General features: G+C 68.8%; 24 protein-coding genes and 1 tRNA gene. 19 read left to right on the top strand and 6 right to left on the bottom strand.

From position 1 onward, the window contains the following. Positions 1-25: 25 nt before the first annotated feature. From AAC979_RS11640 to AAC979_RS11610, 7 genes are read left to right on the top strand one after another with little or no spacing between them, the layout of a single operon-like run. Positions 26-463, top strand: a complete 438-nt coding sequence (locus tag AAC979_RS11640; protein ID WP_371346992.1) for a hypothetical protein — start codon at positions 26-28, stop codon at positions 461-463. Next, positions 460-765: a hypothetical protein gene (locus AAC979_RS11635; protein ID WP_371346991.1), complete on the top strand. Its 306-nt coding sequence runs from the start codon at positions 460-462 to the stop codon at positions 763-765. Before AAC979_RS11640 ends, AAC979_RS11635 begins: the two co-directional genes overlap by 4 nt. Beyond that, positions 758-1,021: a ribbon-helix-helix domain-containing protein gene (locus AAC979_RS11630; RefSeq protein WP_371346989.1), complete on the top strand. Its 264-nt coding sequence runs from the start codon at positions 758-760 to the stop codon at positions 1,019-1,021. Before AAC979_RS11635 ends, AAC979_RS11630 begins: the two co-directional genes overlap by 8 nt. Next, entirely contained in the window at positions 1,018-1,338 is a 321-nt protein-coding gene (locus tag AAC979_RS11625) for a hypothetical protein (protein WP_371346988.1), read from the top strand. The genes AAC979_RS11630 and AAC979_RS11625 overlap by 4 nt, the downstream gene beginning before the upstream one ends. Beyond that, positions 1,335-1,487 carry a hypothetical protein gene (locus AAC979_RS11620; protein ID WP_371346986.1) on the top strand — a complete coding sequence of 51 codons (153 nt, stop codon included), beginning with the start codon at positions 1,335-1,337 and terminating at the stop codon, positions 1,485-1,487. Before AAC979_RS11625 ends, AAC979_RS11620 begins: the two co-directional genes overlap by 4 nt. 32 nt (positions 1,488-1,519) lie before the next feature. Then, entirely contained in the window at positions 1,520-1,873 is a 354-nt protein-coding gene (locus AAC979_RS11615; RefSeq protein WP_371346985.1) for a hypothetical protein, read from the top strand. Then, complete coding sequence (locus AAC979_RS11610) at positions 1,870-3,267, top strand: hypothetical protein (protein ID WP_371346983.1); 1,398 nt, start codon at positions 1,870-1,872, stop codon at positions 3,265-3,267. Before AAC979_RS11615 ends, AAC979_RS11610 begins: the two co-directional genes overlap by 4 nt. A 166-nt stretch (positions 3,268-3,433) precedes the next feature. Here the strand turns inward: AAC979_RS11610 and AAC979_RS11605 are convergent. Together AAC979_RS11605 and AAC979_RS11600 are read right to left on the bottom strand one after the other, a co-directional pair. After that, a tRNA-Met gene (locus AAC979_RS11605) sits at positions 3,434-3,510 on the bottom strand. 95 nt (positions 3,511-3,605) lie between these two features. Then, entirely contained in the window at positions 3,606-4,163 is a 558-nt protein-coding gene (locus tag AAC979_RS11600; protein WP_371346981.1) for an NUDIX domain-containing protein, read from the bottom strand. Here AAC979_RS11600 and AAC979_RS11595 point away from each other — a divergent pair. Continuing rightward, complete coding sequence (locus AAC979_RS11595) at positions 4,146-5,075, top strand: metallophosphoesterase (RefSeq protein ID WP_371346979.1); 930 nt, start codon at positions 4,146-4,148, stop codon at positions 5,073-5,075. The genes AAC979_RS11600 and AAC979_RS11595 overlap by 18 nt on opposite strands. Here the strand turns inward: AAC979_RS11595 and AAC979_RS11590 are convergent. From AAC979_RS11590 to phnF, 3 genes are all read right to left on the bottom strand, one after another. Next, positions 5,050-5,655: a hypothetical protein gene (locus AAC979_RS11590; RefSeq protein ID WP_371346978.1), complete on the bottom strand. Its 606-nt coding sequence runs from the start codon at positions 5,653-5,655 to the stop codon at positions 5,050-5,052. The two genes, AAC979_RS11595 and AAC979_RS11590, sit on opposite strands and share 26 nt — an antisense overlap. Positions 5,656-5,721: 66 nt before the next feature. Further along, a complete protein-coding gene (locus AAC979_RS11585; protein WP_371346977.1) occupies positions 5,722-6,330 on the bottom strand; it encodes a pyridoxamine 5'-phosphate oxidase family protein in 609 nt (202 codons plus the stop codon). Between the two features lie 11 nt (positions 6,331-6,341). Then, positions 6,342-7,112 carry a phosphonate metabolism transcriptional regulator PhnF gene (phnF, locus tag AAC979_RS11580; RefSeq protein WP_371346976.1) on the bottom strand — a complete coding sequence of 257 codons (771 nt, stop codon included), beginning with the start codon at positions 7,110-7,112 and terminating at the stop codon, positions 6,342-6,344. A 105-nt stretch (positions 7,113-7,217) separates the two neighbouring features. On the opposite strand from phnF, the gene phnG reads away from it, so the two are divergent. The 8 genes from phnG to phnN all read left to right on the top strand — a co-directional run bounded on the left by phnG (position 7,218) and on the right by phnN (position 13,813). Further along, complete coding sequence (gene phnG, locus AAC979_RS11575; protein ID WP_371346975.1) at positions 7,218-7,694, top strand: phosphonate C-P lyase system protein PhnG; 477 nt, start codon at positions 7,218-7,220, stop codon at positions 7,692-7,694. A gap of 1 nt (position 7,695) precedes the next feature. Further along, positions 7,696-8,289, top strand: coding sequence for a phosphonate C-P lyase system protein PhnH (gene phnH / locus AAC979_RS11570; protein ID WP_371346973.1), 594 nt, complete (start codon positions 7,696-7,698; stop codon positions 8,287-8,289). A gap of 3 nt (positions 8,290-8,292) precedes the next feature. Further along, positions 8,293-9,414, top strand: a complete 1,122-nt coding sequence (locus AAC979_RS11565; protein WP_371346971.1) for a carbon-phosphorus lyase complex subunit PhnI — start codon at positions 8,293-8,295, stop codon at positions 9,412-9,414. Next, a complete protein-coding gene (locus AAC979_RS11560) occupies positions 9,411-10,418 on the top strand; it encodes an alpha-D-ribose 1-methylphosphonate 5-phosphate C-P-lyase PhnJ (RefSeq protein ID WP_371346970.1) in 1,008 nt (335 codons plus the stop codon). Before AAC979_RS11565 ends, AAC979_RS11560 begins: the two co-directional genes overlap by 4 nt. Before the next feature lie 14 nt (positions 10,419-10,432). Beyond that, entirely contained in the window at positions 10,433-11,209 is a 777-nt protein-coding gene (gene phnK / locus AAC979_RS11555) for a phosphonate C-P lyase system protein PhnK (RefSeq protein WP_371346969.1), read from the top strand. 141 nt (positions 11,210-11,350) lie between these two features. Continuing rightward, entirely contained in the window at positions 11,351-12,058 is a 708-nt protein-coding gene (gene phnL / locus AAC979_RS11550) for a phosphonate C-P lyase system protein PhnL (RefSeq protein WP_371346968.1), read from the top strand. A 19-nt stretch (positions 12,059-12,077) separates the two neighbouring features. Further along, entirely contained in the window at positions 12,078-13,217 is a 1,140-nt protein-coding gene (locus AAC979_RS11545; protein ID WP_371346967.1) for an alpha-D-ribose 1-methylphosphonate 5-triphosphate diphosphatase, read from the top strand. Then, positions 13,214-13,813 carry a phosphonate metabolism protein/1,5-bisphosphokinase (PRPP-forming) PhnN gene (gene phnN / locus AAC979_RS11540; protein WP_371346966.1) on the top strand — a complete coding sequence of 200 codons (600 nt, stop codon included), beginning with the start codon at positions 13,214-13,216 and terminating at the stop codon, positions 13,811-13,813. The genes AAC979_RS11545 and phnN overlap by 4 nt, the downstream gene beginning before the upstream one ends. A 30-nt stretch (positions 13,814-13,843) precedes the next feature. Here phnN and AAC979_RS11535 read toward each other — a convergent pair whose 3' ends face one another. Further along, entirely contained in the window at positions 13,844-14,119 is a 276-nt protein-coding gene (locus AAC979_RS11535) for a DUF1153 domain-containing protein (protein ID WP_244375589.1), read from the bottom strand. Between the two features lie 294 nt (positions 14,120-14,413). On the opposite strand from AAC979_RS11535, the gene mnmA reads away from it, so the two are divergent. The 3 genes from mnmA to AAC979_RS11520 all read left to right on the top strand — a co-directional run bounded on the left by mnmA (position 14,414) and on the right by AAC979_RS11520 (position 17,647). Next, positions 14,414-15,601 (top strand): tRNA 2-thiouridine(34) synthase MnmA, encoded by a 1,188-nt coding sequence (gene mnmA / locus AAC979_RS11530; RefSeq protein WP_371346965.1) that lies wholly within the window; start codon positions 14,414-14,416, stop codon positions 15,599-15,601. 57 nt (positions 15,602-15,658) lie between these two features. After that, entirely contained in the window at positions 15,659-16,342 is a 684-nt protein-coding gene (locus AAC979_RS11525; RefSeq protein WP_371346964.1) for a class I SAM-dependent methyltransferase, read from the top strand. A gap of 72 nt (positions 16,343-16,414) precedes the next feature. Next, positions 16,415-17,647 (top strand): alpha/beta hydrolase family protein, encoded by a 1,233-nt coding sequence (locus AAC979_RS11520; protein WP_371346963.1) that lies wholly within the window; start codon positions 16,415-16,417, stop codon positions 17,645-17,647. Positions 17,648-17,651: the final 4 nt, after the last annotated feature.

The following is a 17,651-nucleotide window of genomic DNA, read 5'->3' as shown; positions in this document are numbered from 1 at the left end:
GCGGGCCGGGCAGGGATGCACGACAATGGAAATCAAAGACCTCGATCCGGCGCTCGCGGCGGCGATGCAGCAGCAGCGGGGAACGCTCACGGATCTCGCGGCGCTGGCCGGCGCGAAGGGCGCCTTCGGCCGGCTATGCCTGCGCTATGGCGAGCAGTTCCAGAACGCGCTCACCTGCGAGACGCTGCGCAGGACATCGCCGGAAGACATCATGGAGGCCGTCGGCCGCATGGCGGGCTATCAGATGACCTGCACTGCCCTGCAGTTCTTGCACCTGGTGCCGCCTGAGGAGAAGCAGCGCGCCCTGTTCATCATGCTGCAGGCGATGATGACCAGCGCGGCGGATTATTCCAACGGCATGATCGCCTCATACCTCGCCGACGAGGCGCCGGTGGTGCACTTCACCATGCACGAGAGCGGGCCGGTGGAGGTGCGGCACAGCGGGGGCGTTGAGCCCCAATGAGCGCCCCCCTCACCATGACGCTCGACGATCTCGCGCAGACCTTCCGCCGCAGCGTGCCGAACACCTCGCGCCATGTGCGCAAGCTGGAAGACGAGCACGGCTTCCCGCCGCCGCTGCCGGGGCGCAAGCCCAAGCTCTGGTCGCGCCCGCAGGTGGAAGCCTGGCTGCGCGACCCGCGCCACGCGGCCGCCAACCCGCCGGCGCCAGCCAATGACGCCGAGCTCGATCCCGCCTTTTCCCCTGACAACATCGCGGCCGCCCGCTCGCGGCTGGCTGCGCGCTATGGAGCTTCCCATGCTTGAGTTCATCAGCCCCGTCGCCAAGCGCTCGATCGTCATCGGCGGGCACAAGACCAGCGTTTCGCTGGAAGACCAGTTCTGGAACGCGCTCAAGGAAATCGCGGCCGCGCGCGGCGTCACCCTTTCCGAGCTCGTCTCGCTGATCGACACCAACCGCAAGCTCGGCGCCTCCGGCCAGGGCAACCTGTCCAGCGCGCTGCGCCTGTTCGTGCTCGATCACTACCGCGCCGCCGGCGCCGGCGAGAGGAGGGCGGCATGAGCAAACGACGCATCAGGATCGCCCCGCCGGAAGAACTCGCCCGGCTTATCCCCATCGTTGAGGCCAAGCTGGCGGCGCTGCCGAAGATCGAGGCCGGCCGCCTTTCGACCTTCGACGCGCGCCGCAAGGCCGCGGACAAGGCGCTGGCCGAGCTGCGTGCCGAGGTGGGCGCACGGGTCAACAACAAATGGGACGGCTGCTGCCTGCGCATCGGCGGCATCGACGTTACCTGCACCGCCGGCGGCGCCGGGGCCATGCGCAACTGGATCGGCCGCGCCGAGCGCGCGATCACCGCGAGCGCGGGGAGGGCGGCATGAGGGGGGTCATTTACTGGCGCTTTCTCGCTCTCGCGCTGCCCTTTGCCATCTTCGCCCTGGTCGGCGCCGCCTTCTCTCCGCTCATCGGCGGCGCCGCCGGCGCTGTCGCGCTGCTGGCGCTCGCCCTGGTCGTGGGGTGGGTGCGATGAGGTTCGTTCGTGGCATGCGGCAAGAGCCGTTCGTGGACACGCCGCGTAAGCGGGCGGCGGTACGCCGTTGGCAGAGGCGCGAGATCGAGCGACTTCCCTTGTTCGCCGACGAGATCGCCGCGACCTTCCAGCCGGTCGATGATGTGATGGAGCAGCGTGCGCTGGCGCAAGCGATCTGGATGCAGGATTATCGCGACAAGCGCGCTGCACTCTGGCGTCGCGCACGAGCGCGGCTGGCAGCTTACGGGCCGAACGTTCGACCTCAGCTGTTGGCCTATTGGAACCTGCATCGTTGGCTTCCGGGCGACCCGGTCTACCTGCTGGACATGTTCCACATGTTCGACAACGGCCGGATTGATCTTGAGAACCGGAGGCTCGTTGCATGACCCGCTCGACGCGCGCCCGCAAGAAGCTAGACTCCGCCCCCGTGCAGACGGGCAAGGGCAGGGGGGCGGCTTCCATGGCGAAGCTCACCATACGCATACCCAATGTGAGCTGGCGCGACGGCCGGCCCCGGTTCAACCCGGGGCCGAAGCTGCGCAAGCTCGGTTACAAGGGCGAGGATCTTCGCCACGCGGACGGGCGATGGATGAGCCCGCAGGAAGCCGCGGAATGGGCGCATGCCCGCGCGACCGAGGTGGCGGGGCGCCGCAAGGCGAAGGCGGAAACCGGCCGCCTGCCAGCCATCCGCCGCCCGCGCCACCAGACAATTCAGGGCCTCGCGGACGAATGGTTCGAGAGCCCCAAATTCCGGGGCGGCGAGGTCAAGGGCAAGCGCGTGGAAGCCGGCCTCTCGGCCGTCACGGCGGCGGATTACAAGGGCAAGCTGGCGAGCCTGTGGAAGTATGATCCCGCGCTGGCACAGGAGCCGCCGCCGGCCATCACGCCGCAGCTGGCGCAGGCCATCTTCGACCGCATGTGGGAGGAGCGCGGCCTTGCCGCCGCCCGCTCGGCCGTGGCGGTGCTGTCCAGCCTCTGGAAATGGGCCAAGGCGCGCGGGCGCGGCGGCATCACCCTCAATCCGTGGATCGGGCTGGAAAAGCCGATGCTGGAACCGCGCCTGTGCGTGTGGGAGGATTTCGAGATCGCCGCCATGGTCGCCGCCGCCGATGCCTGGGGCCGGCCGGAGATCGGCGACGCCATCCTGTTCGGCCTGTTCACCGGCCAGCGGCAGAACGACCGTCTGGCCTATGAGCGCGCCGGCACGGACGATGCCAAGCGCCTGGTGTTCCGCCAGTCCAAGACCGGCGCCGTCGTCGCCATCCCGGCGGCGCCGCAACTCGCCGCCCGGCTGGAAGCGGCGGAGCGCCGCCGCTTCTCCATGCCGCTGGTCGGCCGGCCGGAGGGCAGGGAGAGCCAGCAGGAGGCGGACGCACGCGCCCGCCGGCTGGTGATCGTGGACGAGACCGGGCGCCGCCCCTTCCTGCGCGACTGGTACAAGCATGTCTTCATGCGGGTGCGCGAGGTCGCCGCGCGCGGCCTGGTGCACACATCGCTCGGCACCGAGCTGGGGCCGGAGCAGCCCACCGGCACCGAGAACTGGCGGCTGCAGCCGTGTCCCTCGGTCGCCACCAAGCGCGACCAGGACCTGCGCGACACGGCGGTGACATGGCTGGCCCGGGCGGAATGCAACGTGCTGCAAATCGCGTCGATCACCGGTCACTCGCTGGCCTCGATCCACACCGTGCTCAAGCACTATCTGGCGCTGCACCCCGAAATGGCGGACACCGCCATCAGCAAGCTGATGAACTGGATGGAGCAGCGCGGCAGCGCCGTGTGACGCCCCGGAAATCCCGTGTCCGTCGCACGCCGATTCATGGGGTTTGAGAACAAAGGTCGCACATGCGACCGTGCGACCCCCGGCGAAAGTCGCACGAGGCGTCGCATGTTCTCTCGGTGTTCTCTTGGAAGACTTCGCTAACCCGTTGAAAAGTCTCGGGTTCGAGTGGTAGCGGGAGAGGGACTTGAACCCCCGACCCCAGGATTATGATTCCCGTGCTCTAACCAGCTGAGCTACCCCGCCACAGCGAACCGGCGAACCGATGCGCGAAGTGGCGCGATATAAGGAAGCGGCCCCGACGGTGTCAAGGCGGGAAAGTGCATTGCCCCCCGCCAGCGTCACCAATGGGAAGCGACGGGACGGCCATCCCGTAGTTCGGCGAGGCGCCGGCGCGTGGCCGGCGAGATGTCCGGCGGCAGGGCGGCGAGGTCGAAAAAGCCGATGGCGGCGATTTCGCGATTCGCCGTCCAGTCGGTGTGGCGCTCGAACCTTTCCACGACATAGAGCGCCACATGATCGCGCGCCCCGAGGTGCCGGTTGAGCAGAATGCCCAGCAAGCGCGGGGCGGCGGTGACGGTGATGGCGGCTTCCTCGAAAAGTTCCCGCGTGACCGCCTCATCCGCGCTCTCCCCGCGATCGACGGCACCGCCGGGCAGGTGCCAGCCCGGGACATAAGTGTGGCGAACGAGCAGGACATGGCCGTTTGCGTCCCTCACCACCGCCCGCACGCCAAGGGTGACGCTCCGGGTAAGGCGGCTCCAGCGGTGGGCGAGCCGGACGAAAAGCCGCTGGAAAGGTGTCATCGGCGCCGGCGGGCTGCGATCAGCGTGACCGTCGGCGCTTTCCTTTCCCCGCTCCGGGCTGATAAGGATGCCCGCGTGTTTGTCCTCGCCCATGTCACCGACGCTCATCTGGGACCGCTGCCGCGCGCTCGCTTCGCCGAGCTGGCCGGAAAGCGGGCGCTTGGCGTGCTCAACTGGCGGCGCGGCCGCCAGCACCGTTTCTCCATCGCCACGATCGACCTGCTGGTGGACGACATCAAGGCGATGGCGCCCGATCATATCGCGGTGACCGGCGATCTCGTGAATGTCGGCCTCGCGGCCGAGTTCGCCACCGGGCTGAACTTCCTGAAATCGCTGGGTGAGGGGCCGGATGTCACGGTCGTGCCCGGCAATCACGATGCCTATGTCCGCTCCACCGCCCACCATTCGCTCCTCAACTGGGGCGACTATATGCGTGGCGACGGGGTGAATGGCGATGTGACCGATGAGAGCGCCTTCCCCTTCGTCCGGCGACGTGGCGAGGTGGCGCTGATCGGCGTGTCCTCCGCCATTCCCACTCGGCCGTTCATGGCGACCGGCAAGGTGGGGCGGGCCCAGCGCGAGCGGCTGGCTGCGGTGCTGGACCAGCTCGGCGCCGAGGGCGCGTTCCGGGTGGTGATGATCCATCATCCGCCTGCCGGTATCCGCGCCGGGCACAAGCGGCTGGTCGATGAAGGGCGTGTGCGCGAGGTACTCGCCCGCCACGGGGCGGAACTCGTCATTTGCGGCCATGATCATGTGCCGATGGTGGAGATGATACCCGGCCCGCATTCCGGCCTGATCCCGGTCGTCGAGGCGCCGTCCTTCGCTGCCGGACCGGAAGACCGCCACTGGCCGGGCGGCTATCATCTCTACCGCATCGAGCGTGTGTCCGACGGGGCTTTCCCCTGGCGCTGCACGCTGGAGGCGCGCGGCTTCCAGCGTGGCGAGACAACGGTGGCCACGCGCGGCACGCGGGTGATCACCGGGCCCACAAGCGGTCTGTGATATCAGGATAAAACGCCGCCAGCGCGAGCATGGCGAGGGCGCCGAGCGCTAGCCCCAGAAGGAAGGGCAAGGCGGCACCGCGGGGGCGGGGCGGCTCCGGCGTTGGTGGGGGGCGATGCGGCGCGGGGTGCGGTTCGATGGGAGCGATTTCAGCCGGCGCGCCGATACTCACCATGGCCTGTTCGCGAGCGATCAACCGGCGGGCGATATAGCGCGTCACCGCGTCGACAATGTCGTTGGGGTTGGCGCTTTCCGCCAGCACATGCCGGCCCGAGCGGGCATCCTGCAGGAAGCGGTAGGTGCGCCGGTCGCGCGCCAGCGTCACATGCGCGACCATGTCGATGAACAGGCGCGGGATCTCGCCCGGCATCAGGCCGCGGTCGAACAGGTCGGCATGCTCCAGCGGCACCTGGGCGAAGACCGGGTCGAGCAGTTCGTTCAGCATGGAGAGGCGGGCGAGGGTGGCGTCGCGCAGCTCGACGATGACGCCGGAGCGCTCCGCCGCCTCCATCCGCGCGGCGCGGATCGCCTCGCGCAGCGACAGGCCGGGCGTCTCGCCCCGCAGGCGCTCGTCGTCCATCGCGCTGATCCCCGTTTCCCTCGCCCCATCATGGCGCGATCGGGTTAATGGGCCGTTGGCGGGACCTCAGTACAGCGTCGCGCGGTAGCGCTCCAGCATCTCGGCCTGGGTCTCGGCGCTGGCCATGCCGAGCTGGTCGCGCATGATCTCGCCCATGCTGGGCAGCCTGTCGCGCGGCAGGAAGCTGTCGGGATTCCACGCGCCCGACCGCATGAAGGCCTTGGCGCAATGGATATAAACCTCCTCCACCGCGATGCACAGCACCGTCCTTGGCGCCTTGCCGTCGACGATGAAGCGGGCGAGCAGATCCGCGTCGTCGCGGATCTCGGCGCGGCCATTGACGCGCAGCGTCTCGTCGACGCCGGGAATGAGGAACAGCAGGCCGACCGCCGGATTGGCGATCAGATTGGTGAGCGTGTCCAGCCGGTTATTGCCGGGCCGGTCCGGCAGCAGCAGGGTGGAGGGGTCTTCCACCGCGACGAAGCCTGGCGCGTCGCCGCGCGGGGTGACATCGGCGCGGCCATCCGCGCCCATCGAGGACAGCATGACCAGAGGCGAGAAGCCGATGAAGGCGCGCGAGTGCGGGTCGATGGCCGGCAACACCTTGCGGCGGCTGCGTTCGCGCACCTCGCCATAGAGCGCGCGAAGGTCCTCAAGGCGGGTGAGGGCGGCCATGATCTGTCCTTTCAGTTCTTCACCACGAGCTGCACCCGGTCGGCGCAGAAGCGGGCACGCGAATATTGGATCGGGCGGCGCTGGGGATCGCCATTGATGGCGTCCAGTACCATGACGGTGCGCCCGGCGGGGAGGGCGAGCAGGCGGCAATCCTCCTCATCGGCGGGGCGGGCGGTGATGCGGGTTTCCAGCCGACGGTAATCGCCGAGGCCGAGCGTTTCCAGCGCCCGCGTCACCGAGCCGGTGGCGGCGACCAAGAGATCGAGGTCGCGGCAGCGCTCGGCCTCGTACCAGTGCGAGGCGACGGTGATGGGGACGCCATCGGCTTCGCGGATCATGTCCACCCGCAGCACCTCGGCGCCGGGGGCGAGGCCCAGAGCCTGCGCGATCTCGGTGGAGGCCGGCTCGATGCGCGAACCGATGAGCCTGCCGCTGGGCGCGCGGCCCTCGCGTGCGACGATCTCGGAAAAGCGGGTGCGCGGGCCGATGGGATAGCGGATCGGCGGCTCCTTTACGAAGGTGCCGCGCCCGGGCGTCGCCTCGATCAGCCGCCGTTCGGTGAGATGGGCGAGCGCGCGCCGGAGCGTGTGGCGGTTCACGCCAAACCGTTCTGCCAGCTCGTTTTCCGTCGGCAGGCGGACGCCGGGGGCGAGGCGCCCGTCGACAATCTCCGCCTCGATCCGTTCGGCGATCTGTTTCCACAGGGCGACGCCGGTGCCGCGTGTCACATCCTCGGCCGGTAAGGCCGGCGGTGTCACCGCGCTGTCGTTGGTCAGGTCCATATTTTCCACCGCGCTGCAGAAACTGCGCTTGCCTATTTGTATAGATGAATATACAAATCCGCCGAAAAGTAAACGGCCTTAACGGCACGTCAGCGGATTTTTCACATGCAGGCTTCCCCCTCGAAACCCAGTGGCGATGCGGCTTTGCACGCCGCCCGACAGGCTGCGATGGCGCTGATGGCGCGCGCCGGGCGGGACGAGCTTGAGGCCGTTCTGGCCGGTTTCGCCCCCCTGCCTTCCGCTTCCGATCTCAAGCCGCCGGAGGTGGGGCTGGTGATGCTGCGCGGTCGGACCGGCGGCGACGGTGCGCCGTTCAATCTCGGCGAGGCGACGGTTTCCCGCGCCGCCGTTCGGCTGGAGGGCGGTGCCAGCGGCTTTGCTTATCGGCTCGGGCGCGACGTGAAGGCGGCGCGCGCCGCCGCCATTCTCGATGCGCTGTGGCAGGACGAGGTCCGGCGGGCCGATGTGGAGGCGGCGCTCGGGCCGGTGCGGGCGCGGCTGGCGGCGGAAGCGGCGCAGGTGCGGGCGGAAACGGCGGCCACCAAGGTCGACTTCTTCACCCTTGTGCGCGGGGAAGATTGATATGTCGCAAACACTTATGGCCACGGGCTTCGACGATCCGGTCTTCGATTCGCAGGCGAGCTTCCGTGCCGCCATGTGGGCGCTGTCGCGGCCCGGCCGGGTCGAGCCGATCACGGCCACGCTCACCCCGCCGGCGCCGCTCAACCCTGAAGCGGCGGCTCTGGTGCTGGCGCTGTGCGACTATGAGACCCCGCTCTGGCTCGATGCGGCGCTGGCCCGCTCGTCCGAGGTGGCGGCGTTCCTGCGCTTCCACACCGGCGCGCCGATTGTCACGGACGCCCGCGAGGCCCGCTTCGCGGTGATCGCCGAACCCGCTGAGATGCCTGACTTTTTCGACTTCGCGCAGGGCTCGCCGGAGTTCCCCGATGACGCCGCGACGCTGATCCTGCAGGTGGAATCCTTCACCGCCGGGCTGGTGCTGGAAGGGCCGGGAATCAACGGCCGCACCGCTTTCGGCGCGACGCCGCTACCGGGGGACTTCATCGACCGCATGGCGGCGAACCGGGCGGGCTTTCCGCTCGGGGTTGACCTTCTGCTGGCGGGGGCGGGCGGGGTTGCCGGCCTGCCGCGTTCCGTCACCGTGAAGGAGGGTTGAGCCATGTATGTGGCGGCCAAGGGCGGCGAAAAAGCCATCCGCAACGCGCACGCGCTTCTCGCTAAGCGTCGGCGCGGCAACAAGAATTTGCCCTCGATCAGCCTCGCCCAGATCGCCGAGCAATTGACGCTGGCGGTCGATCGGGTGATGGCGGAGGGGTCGCTTTACGATGTGGAACTGGCGGCACTGGCGGTGAAGCAGGCGCGCGGCGACCTGATCGAGGCGATCTTCCTCATCCGCGCCTTCCGCACCACTTTGCCGCGCTTCGGCTATGCGCAAGCCCTTGATACATCTGACATGCTGGTGCGCCGGCGCGTCTCCGCCACCTATAAGGACCTGCCGGGCGGCCAGCTCCTCGGCCCGACATTCGACTACACCCATCGGCTGCTGGATACCTCTCTCGGCGTGACCGATGAGTCCGGTGAGGTGGACGATGAGACCGGACAGGCCGATCCGGCCGCTGATGCCCCCGTCGCCATGCCGCGCGTCACCGACCTGCTCGGGCAGGAGGGGCTGATCGAGGCCGCCCCCGCCGATGAGGGCGTCGAGCCCTTCGACATCACCCGCGCCCCGGTCTCCTATCCCGTCGACCGCTCCACCCGGCTGCAGACGCTGGCGCGCGGCGATGAGGGCTATCTGCTGGCGCTCGGCTATTCCACCCAGCGCGGCTATGCCCGCTCGCACCCCTTTGTCGGCGAAATCCGCTTCGGCGATGTCGAGGTGATCTTCGACGCGCCGGAACTCGGCTTCGAGCTTTCGCTCGGCACCGTGCAGGTGACGGAATGCCAGAGCGTGAACCAGTTCAAGGGCTCGGCGACCACGCCGCCGCAATTCACCCGCGGCTATGGCCTCGTCTTCGGGCAATGCGAGCGCAAGGCGCTGTCCATGGCGCTGGTGGAGCGGGCGCTGCGCTGGAAGGAACTGGGCGAGGAGCCCGGCGCCCCGGCGCAGGACGAGGAATTCGTGCTCTCCCATTGCGACAATGTGCAGGCGACTGGCTTCGTCGAGCACCTCAAGCTGCCGCATTACGTCGACTTCCAGGCGGAACTCGACCTGGTGCGCCGCATGCGCGCGGAACAGGCAGCCGAGCGGCCGGCGGACGGCATCAAGGAGGCGGCGGAATGAACGCCCACGCGACCGGGGCCATGCCCGAAATCACCTATAATTTCGCCTATCTCGACGAGCAGACGAAGCGGATGATCCGCCGGGCGATCCTGAAAGCCATCGCCGTGCCGGGCTATCAGGTGCCGTTCGCCGCGCGCGAAATGCCGATGCCCTATGGCTGGGGCACGGGCGGCGTGCAGGTGACCGCCGCCGTTCTGGGGCCGGAGGATGTGCTGAAGGTCATCGACCAGGGCGCCGACGACACCACCAATGCGGTGGCCATTCGCGGCTTCTTCGAGAAGACGGCGGGCGTCGCCACCACCACCTCGGCCCGCGAGGCGACGGTCATTCAGACCCGCCACCGCGTGCCTGAGACGCCGCTCACTGAGGGCCAGATTCTCGTCTATCAGGTGCCGATCCCCGAGCCGCTGCGCTTTCTGGAACCGCGCGAGACCGAGACGCGGCAACTGCACGCGCTGGCGGAATACGGCCTCATGCATGTGAAGCTGTATGAAGACATTGCCCGCCACGGCCATATCGCCACCACCTATGCCTACCCCGTGGAAGTGGCGGGGCGCTATGTGATGGACCCGTCCCCCATCCCGAAATTCGACAACCCGAAGCTGGACGATTGCCCGGCGCTGCAATTGTTCGGTGCCGGGCGCGAGAAGCGCATCTACGCCATTCCGCCCTTTACCCGGGTGCGCTCGCTCGATTTCGAGGACCACCCGTTCCGGGTTCAGCGCTTCGCCCAGCCCTGCGCGCTGTGCGCGGCGACCGGGGTCTATCTCGACGAGGTGATCCTCGATGATCGCGGCGGGCGGATGTTCGTGTGCTCCGACACGGATTACTGCAACGAGCGGCAGGAAGCGGGGCATCGGGGGGAGATGGCGGCGCCGGATATGCCGTCATCCCGGCCGGAGCCGCGCAGCGGCGCAGAGCCGGGATCGCGCGACAACGGCGCGCTTCCTTCGGCAAGCGATCCCGGATCGGCGCGTGCCGCGCCGTCCGGGAAGACGAAGTAGAGGAGAGGCGCGTCATGATTGAACAACCCCTTCTCATCGCCGAGGGTCTGTCGAAGAATTACGGCGCCCGTATCGGCTGCCGCGACGTGTCGCTGGAGGTGTATCCCGGCGAGGTGCTCGCCGTGGTCGGGGAATCCGGCTCCGGCAAGTCGACCCTGCTCGGCCTGCTCTCCACCGAACTCGACGCCAGCGCCGGGCGCGTTTCCTACCGGCTGCGCGACGGGCGGCTTGCCGACCTCGCCAGCCTCGGCGCGGCCGAGAAGCGGCTGCTGATGCGCACCGACTGGGGCTTCGTGCGGCAGAACCCGGCGGATGGGCTGCGCATGGCGGTCTCGGCCGGCGGCAATGTCGGCGAGCGGCTGATGGCGGTCGGCTGGCGCCACTATGGCCATATCCGCGACGAGGCCATCGACTGGCTGGCCAAGGTCGAGATCGCCGCCGACCGGGTGGACGACGACCCGCGCGCCTTTTCCGGCGGCATGCGCCAGCGGCTGCAGATCGCCCGCAATCTCGTCACCCGCCCGCGCCTCGTGTTCATGGACGAGCCCACCGGCGGGCTCGACGTGTCGGTGCAGGCGCGCCTGCTCGACCTGATCCGCCAGCTCGTGGCGGAGCTGGGGCTGGCGGTGGTCATCGTCACCCACGACCTCGCCGTCGCCCGGCTGCTGTCCCACCGCATGGTGGTGATGCGGCACGGGCGGGTGATCGAGACGGGGATCACTGACCAGGTGCTGGACGACCCGCGCGAGCCCTACACGCAGTTGCTCGTTTCCTCCGTACTGGCGGCGTGAGCATGGCACCCCCCTCTTCACCGTCATCCCGGACGGCGCGGCACGCGCCGAGCCGGGATCGTCTGCCGACGGGAGCGCGCGGTCGGCCCGCGATCCCGGCTCTCCGCTTCGCTTCGGCCGGGATGACAAGGGAGACATGACATGGCGACTAACCCCATCCTTTCCGTTTCCGGCGTCGCCAAGACCTTCATCCTGCATCTGCGCGAGGGGGCACGGCTGCCGGTCGTGAACGGCGCCGGCTTCGACCTCTATGCCGGCGAATGCGTGGCGCTCGGCGGGCCTTCGGGCGCGGGCAAGAGTTCGCTCTTGAAGATGGTCTATGGCAATTACCGCGTCGATGACGGCGCCATCCGCGTGCGCGACGGCGACGAGGTGGTGGATGTCGCCACTGCGGCCCCGCGCCGGCTGATCAAGCTGCGCGATACCACCATGGGCTATGTCAGCCAGTTCCTGCGGGTGATCCCGCGCGTCGGTGCCCGCGACGTGGTGGCCGAGCCGCTGATCCATGACGGCGTGGCGCCTGACGAAGCGGTGGCCCGCGCGGGCGACCTGCTCGCCCGGCTGAACCTGCCGGAACGGCTGTGGAGCCTGCCGCCCGCCACCTTTTCCGGTGGCGAACAGCAGCGGGTGAACATCGCCCGCGGGCTGATCGCCCATCGCCCGCTGCTGTTGATGGACGAGCCGACCGCCTCGCTGGACGCGGCCAACCGCGCGGTGGTCGTGCAGCTGATCGAGGAGAAGAAGCGGGCCGGCGTCGCCATTCTCGGCATTTTCCACGACGCGGAAGTGCGGGAAGCCGTGTGCGACCGGGTGATCGACGTGACCAGCTTCGGCCAGATGGCGGCGTGAGCGGCGGCGTGAGGGAATGATGAACGAGACGGTCTATGCCAACGCCCTGCTGGTGCTGGAGGACGCGGTGCGCCCCGGCCATCTCGTGGTGCGCGACGGGATCATCGCCGAGATCGGCGAGGGCACGGCGCCGCGCGGGGCCGTCGACATGGGCGGCGACCATGTGCTGCCCGGCTTTGTCGAGCTGCACACCGACCATGTCGAGGGGCATCTCTACCCGCGCCCGCGCGTGACCTGGAACGCCTTCGCCGCCGTGACCGCCTATGACGCCCAGATCGCCGCCTCCGGCATCACTACCGTATTCGATTCCCTGCGCGTCTGGCCGGACAAGCGCGCCGCCGGCATGGATGGCGACGCGCCGCTGCTCGCCGCCACGGTGCGCGAGGCGAGCGCGGCCGGCGTGCTGCGGGCGGAACATTTCGTGCATCTGCGCTGCGAGGTGACGGCTGACGGCGTGGTGGAGGAAGCGGCCGCGCTGGTGGAGAGCGAAGGTGTGCGGCTGATCTCGCTGATGGACCACACGCCGGGGCAGCGCCAGTTCATGACCGAGGCGCAGTTCCGCAGCTATTACAAGAAGAAGAGCGGCATGAGCGACGCCGATCTCGACCTCATCGTCGCCGAGCGGCAGGAGGCGCATGCCCGCTACGCCCGGCCCAACCGCGCCCGGCTGGTGGAAATGGCCCGCGCGCAGGGCATCGTGCTGGCGAGCCATGACGACGCCACTGACGACCATGTGACGGAAGCAATCGGCGACGGGGTGGCCATCGCCGAATTCCCCACCACCGACCGCGCGGCGGACGGATCGCATCAGGCCGGCATTCGCGTGCTGATGGGGGCGCCCAACATCGTGCGCGGCGGCTCGCACACCGGCAATGTCGCCGCCGAGACTCTGGCGCGGCGCGGCGTGCTCGATATTCTCTCCTCCGACTATGTGCCCGGCAGCCTGCTGCTGGCGGTGTTCGAACTGCCGCAGCGTGTGCCGGGCGTCACGCTGCCGCAGGCGGTGGCGATGGTGAGCGCCAACCCGGCGCAAGCGGCGGGGCTTGCCGATCGCGGCCGGCTGGCGCCGGGGCTGCGGGCGGATTTCTTCCGCGTCTCGGCGGCCGGGGCCGGCCCGGCGGCGCGGGCGGTGTGGCGGCAGGGGGAGCGGATTTCGTGAGCGCGGATGTGATGGCGGTAGCGGGCGTGGACGAAAAGCTCGGCGGGGAGAAGCTCGGCCCCGGCCTGCTGGTGCTGGTGGTCGGCCCCTCGGGCGCCGGCAAGGACACGCTGCTCGCCTATGCAAGCGCGCGGCTGGCCGAGCGCACCGACATACGCTTCGCCCGCCGGCGCATCACCCGGCCGGCGGATGCCACCGAGAACCATATCGCGGTGGACGAGCGCGACTTCGCGCAAGGCGTCGCGCTCGGCAGCTTTCCGCTCCACTGGCAGGCCAACGGGCTGAGCTACGCGCTGGGGGCGGAGGTGGCGCAGGATATTCTCGCCGGCTGCACCGTCGTCGCCAATGGCTCGCGCGCGGCGGTGAGCGAGGCGCGCCGCCGCTTCGCCCGGGTGAAGACGGTGCATGTCACCGCGCCGGTGGAGATGCTGGCCGCGCGCATCGCCGCGCGGGGGCGCGAGAGCGCGCAGGACGTGCTCGCCCGACTGGCGCGCGAGCCGGCGCTCGACGCTCCGCCGGACCTCACCGTGCTGAATGTGGGAAGGGTGGAAACCGCCGGCGACGAACTGGCGGCGTTTCTCCAAGATCTCGCCTGAGGCGGGGAAGGGAGCCGGGACCGTCGCCGCTTACTGCCGGTATTGCTGGATGCGCGTGGTGCGCAGGCCGGCGAGGCCGTGGCGGTCGATGGAGGCCTGCCAGGACAGAAATTCTTCCGTGGTCAACGTATAGCGGCTGCAGGCTTCCTCCAGGCTGAGGAGCCCGCCGCGGACGGCGGCAACGACTTCCGCCTTGCGGCGGATGACCCAGCGCCGGGTGTTCGGCGGGGGCAGGTCAGCAATGGTCAACGGACTTCCGTCCGGCCCGATTACATACTTCACCCTCGGGCGATAGGGTTCTGTCATGTTTCACTCACTCAATACACACGACCAATGAAAGTGAGCATAGCGTTGGAGATTTAAATATTCTCCTAAGCGAATCACCACTCCGTGAGCGCTAAGTGATTGCTGCTTCGTTAATAGTTGCGAAGGAGTTTGTTTACTTTTGATGTCGCAACGGCAATGGTAGCGGGCGGGGTGGCGTCGGATAAAGTTACCGCGCGTTGCCGGCCGCGTCGGACAGGGTTCATGAATTCGCCGCGGTGCCCTATATAGTGCGACGCACCCGCGCCCTTTTATTCCCGGTTCCAGTCCCGCCCCATGATCCGCCTCGACGACACCGACCGAGCCCCCAGCCAGACGCGCGTCGTGGTCGCGATGTCGGGCGGCGTGGATTCCTCCGTCGTCGCCGCGCTTTACGCGCAGGCCGGCTATGACGTGGTGGGGGTGACGCTGCAGCTCTACGACCATGGCGAGGCGATGCACCACCGCCCCGGTGCCTGCTGCGCCGGGCAGGACATCTATGACGCCCGAACCGTGGCGGAGAAGCTCGGCATTCCCCATTACGTGCTCGACTATGAAAGCCGCTTCCGCCACGCGGTGATCGAGCGCTTCGCCGATGCCTATGCGGCCGGCGAGACGCCCATTCCCTGCGTCGACTGCAACCGCACGGTGAAGTTCCGCGATCTCCTGGAGACCGCGCGCGACCTCGGCGCCGATATTCTCGCCACCGGCCATTATGTCGCCAGCCGGGCGCTGGAGGGCGGGCGGCGCGGGCTGTTCCGCCCGCTCGACGAGAGCCGCGACCAGAGCTATTTCCTCTACGCCACCACCCAGGCGCAGATCGACATGCTGCGCTTCCCGCTCGGCGAGACCACCAAGCCGGAAGTGCGGGCGCTGGCCGAGAGCTTCGGGCTGAAGGTGGCGGACAAGCCGGACAGCCAGGACATCTGCTTCGTGCCCAATGGCCATTACACCGCCATTGTCGAGAAGCTGCGCCCGGAAGCGGCCGAGCCGGGCGAGATCGTGCATCTCGACGGGCGGGTGCTCGGCCGCCATGCCGGGGTGATGCGTTTCACCATCGGCCAGCGCAAGGGGCTCGGTATCGCCGCCTCCGAGCCGCTCTATGTGGTGGGCATCGACGCTGCCCGCCGGCAGGTGGTGGTCGGCCCGCGCGCCGCGCTCGGCGTGTCCGCCATCCGCATCGACGAGGTGAACTGGCTCGACGCGGAAACGCTGGAGGAGGCCGCCGCGCGCGAGCGCGAGCTTTACGTCAAGGTGCGCTCCTCGCGCGCGCCGGTGCCCGGCCATCTCGCCCCGGCGGAAGGCGGCGGGGTCGAGGTGCGGCTGCACGGCACCGAGGAAGGCGTGGCGCCGGGGCAGGCCTGCGTGTTCTATGAGGATGGCGAGGCCGGCACCCGCATGCTCGGCGGCGGGGTGATCCGCCGCCCGGCGGCGCCGTTCACCACACTGACACGTGACGTGGAGATGATGGCACGTTCGGCCTGAGTCGACGTTACGGAAGGGCAGGGGCGCGCCGGCCCGGGGTTGTGCAAGGGGAACCGCATGAAGACCGATCTCGACCACGCCACCGTCCAGGAGGCCTATGCCGGCTGGGCGCCGATTTACGACATCGTCTTCGGCGCGGTGTTCGAACCGGGCCGCAAGGCGGCGCTGAAGGCGGCGGAGCAGATCGGCGGGCGGATCCTCGATTTCGGCGTCGGCACCGGCTTCGCCCTGCCGGCCTATAAGCGCAGCAACCGCATCGTCGGCGTCGATATTTCCGAGCCCATGCTGCGCAAGGCGCATGAGAAGGTGGCGAAGGAAGGGCTCTCGCATGTCGAGGGCCTGTGCCTGATGGACGGCGCCCATATGGGCTTCGCCGACAATTCATTCGACGTTGTCATGGCGCAGTTCGTCATCACCGTGGTGCCGCACCCCGAGCAGACGCTGGACGAGATGGCCCGGGTGCTCAAGCCCGGCGGCGAGATCATCCTCGTCAACCATCTCGGCGCCGAGGACGGCCCGCGCGCCGTGTTCGAGCGCTGGTTCGCGCGCCGCGCCCGCAAGCTGGGCTGGCGCCCGGAATTCCAGTTCGCCCGCCTGCACAATTGGGCGGTGCGCAACGGCACGGTGGACCTGCCGGTGAAGCGCGACGTGGCGCTGGGCATGTACACCATGGTGCGCTTCCGCAAGCGCACCGAGGCGGAGATGGCCGCGGCAAGCGAGAGCGTGGCGCTGGCCGGCTGAGAGTGGTATCTGGCGAGGGCGTGCCGGCGCCTTGCCGGTGCGCGGCCCGCCACTCCCAGCTTCCGGCAGATCATGGCCCTGTTCTCCCGCCGTCGCGGCGTCGCCGCGCCTTTCGCCCTGTTCCTCAGCCTGCTCTTTCTCGCTGTCGCCTCCCCGGCGCGGGCGCAGGAGACCGGCGCCGTTACGGTGGCCGGCGGAGTGCGCTATGAACTTCTCGAACGCTGGGATGTCGCGCGCCTCAACACGGTGCTGACGGCGGAGATGCCGGCCTTTGCCGGGGTGAGCGTCGCCTATACGCCGGCGCGCAACGCGGTGAAGCTCTACCGCGTCACCTACCCCTCGCTCATTCCCGAACGCGGCAACCGGCCGACCCTGGCCACCGGGCTGATCGCCATTCCCGACCTGCCCGGCGCGAGCTTCCCGCTTGTGTCCTACCAGCACGGCACGGTGTATGGGAAACAGGAGGTGCCCTCCTTCATCGACCAGTCGCCGGAGACGGCGCTGATGGTCGCGCAGTTCGCCGGGCAGGGCTATGTGGTGATCGGCGCCGATTATTTCGGCCTCGGCCTCTCCACCGAGCCGGAGGGCTATATGGTCAAGGCGAGCCACCAGCAGGCCACCGCCGACATGCTGAACGCCAGCCGGCAGGTGCTGGCGGCGCTGAAGATCGACACGCCGAAGCTCTATCTCGCCGGCTGGTCGCAGGGCGGCTTCGTCACCATGGCGCTGCTGGAAAAGCTGGAGGCCGAGGGCGTGAAGGTGAACGCCGCCGCCACTGCCAGCGCCCCGGTGGACATCTATGTCGCGCTGAGCGGCTTTCTCGACTTTCCCCGCGCCAACGATGCTTCCTGGGTGACGACGCTGTTCATCCTCTCCTCCTTCTCGTTCGAGAATTATTACGGCGTGCCGGGGCTGGCGCGGGCGCTGCTGACCGAGGAGAGCTATGAGATCGCCCGCAAGGCCTATGCGCGCGAGCCCTATGACCCCGCCGCCATTCCCACCGACCTCAGGAAGCTGATCCGCCCGGCCTATTTCGACCCGCAATTCTTCGCGGACTCGGCCTATGGCCGGCTGGTCAAGGCGACCACCGCCTATCGCTGGGTGATCCAGTCGCCGGTGCGCAACTATTATGGCGAGGCGGATGAGGTGATCACCCCCGGCCTCGGCCAGCTCGTGCAGACCTATCAGCGGGCGATGGGCACGGGGAACCCGGCGGTGGAGGCGGTCTCGACCGGCAAGACCACGCATCGCGGCACCTTCGCCACCGCCGTGCCGCAATGGAAGGCGTGGTTCGACGGGAAGTGAGGGG

The organism is Ancylobacter sp. IITR112 (assembly GCF_041415945.1).
Taxonomy (GTDB): Bacteria; Pseudomonadota; Alphaproteobacteria; order Rhizobiales; family Xanthobacteraceae; genus Ancylobacter.
The sequence above is the reverse complement of the archived record's forward strand: the minus strand, read 5'-3'. Positions and strand labels throughout refer to the sequence as shown.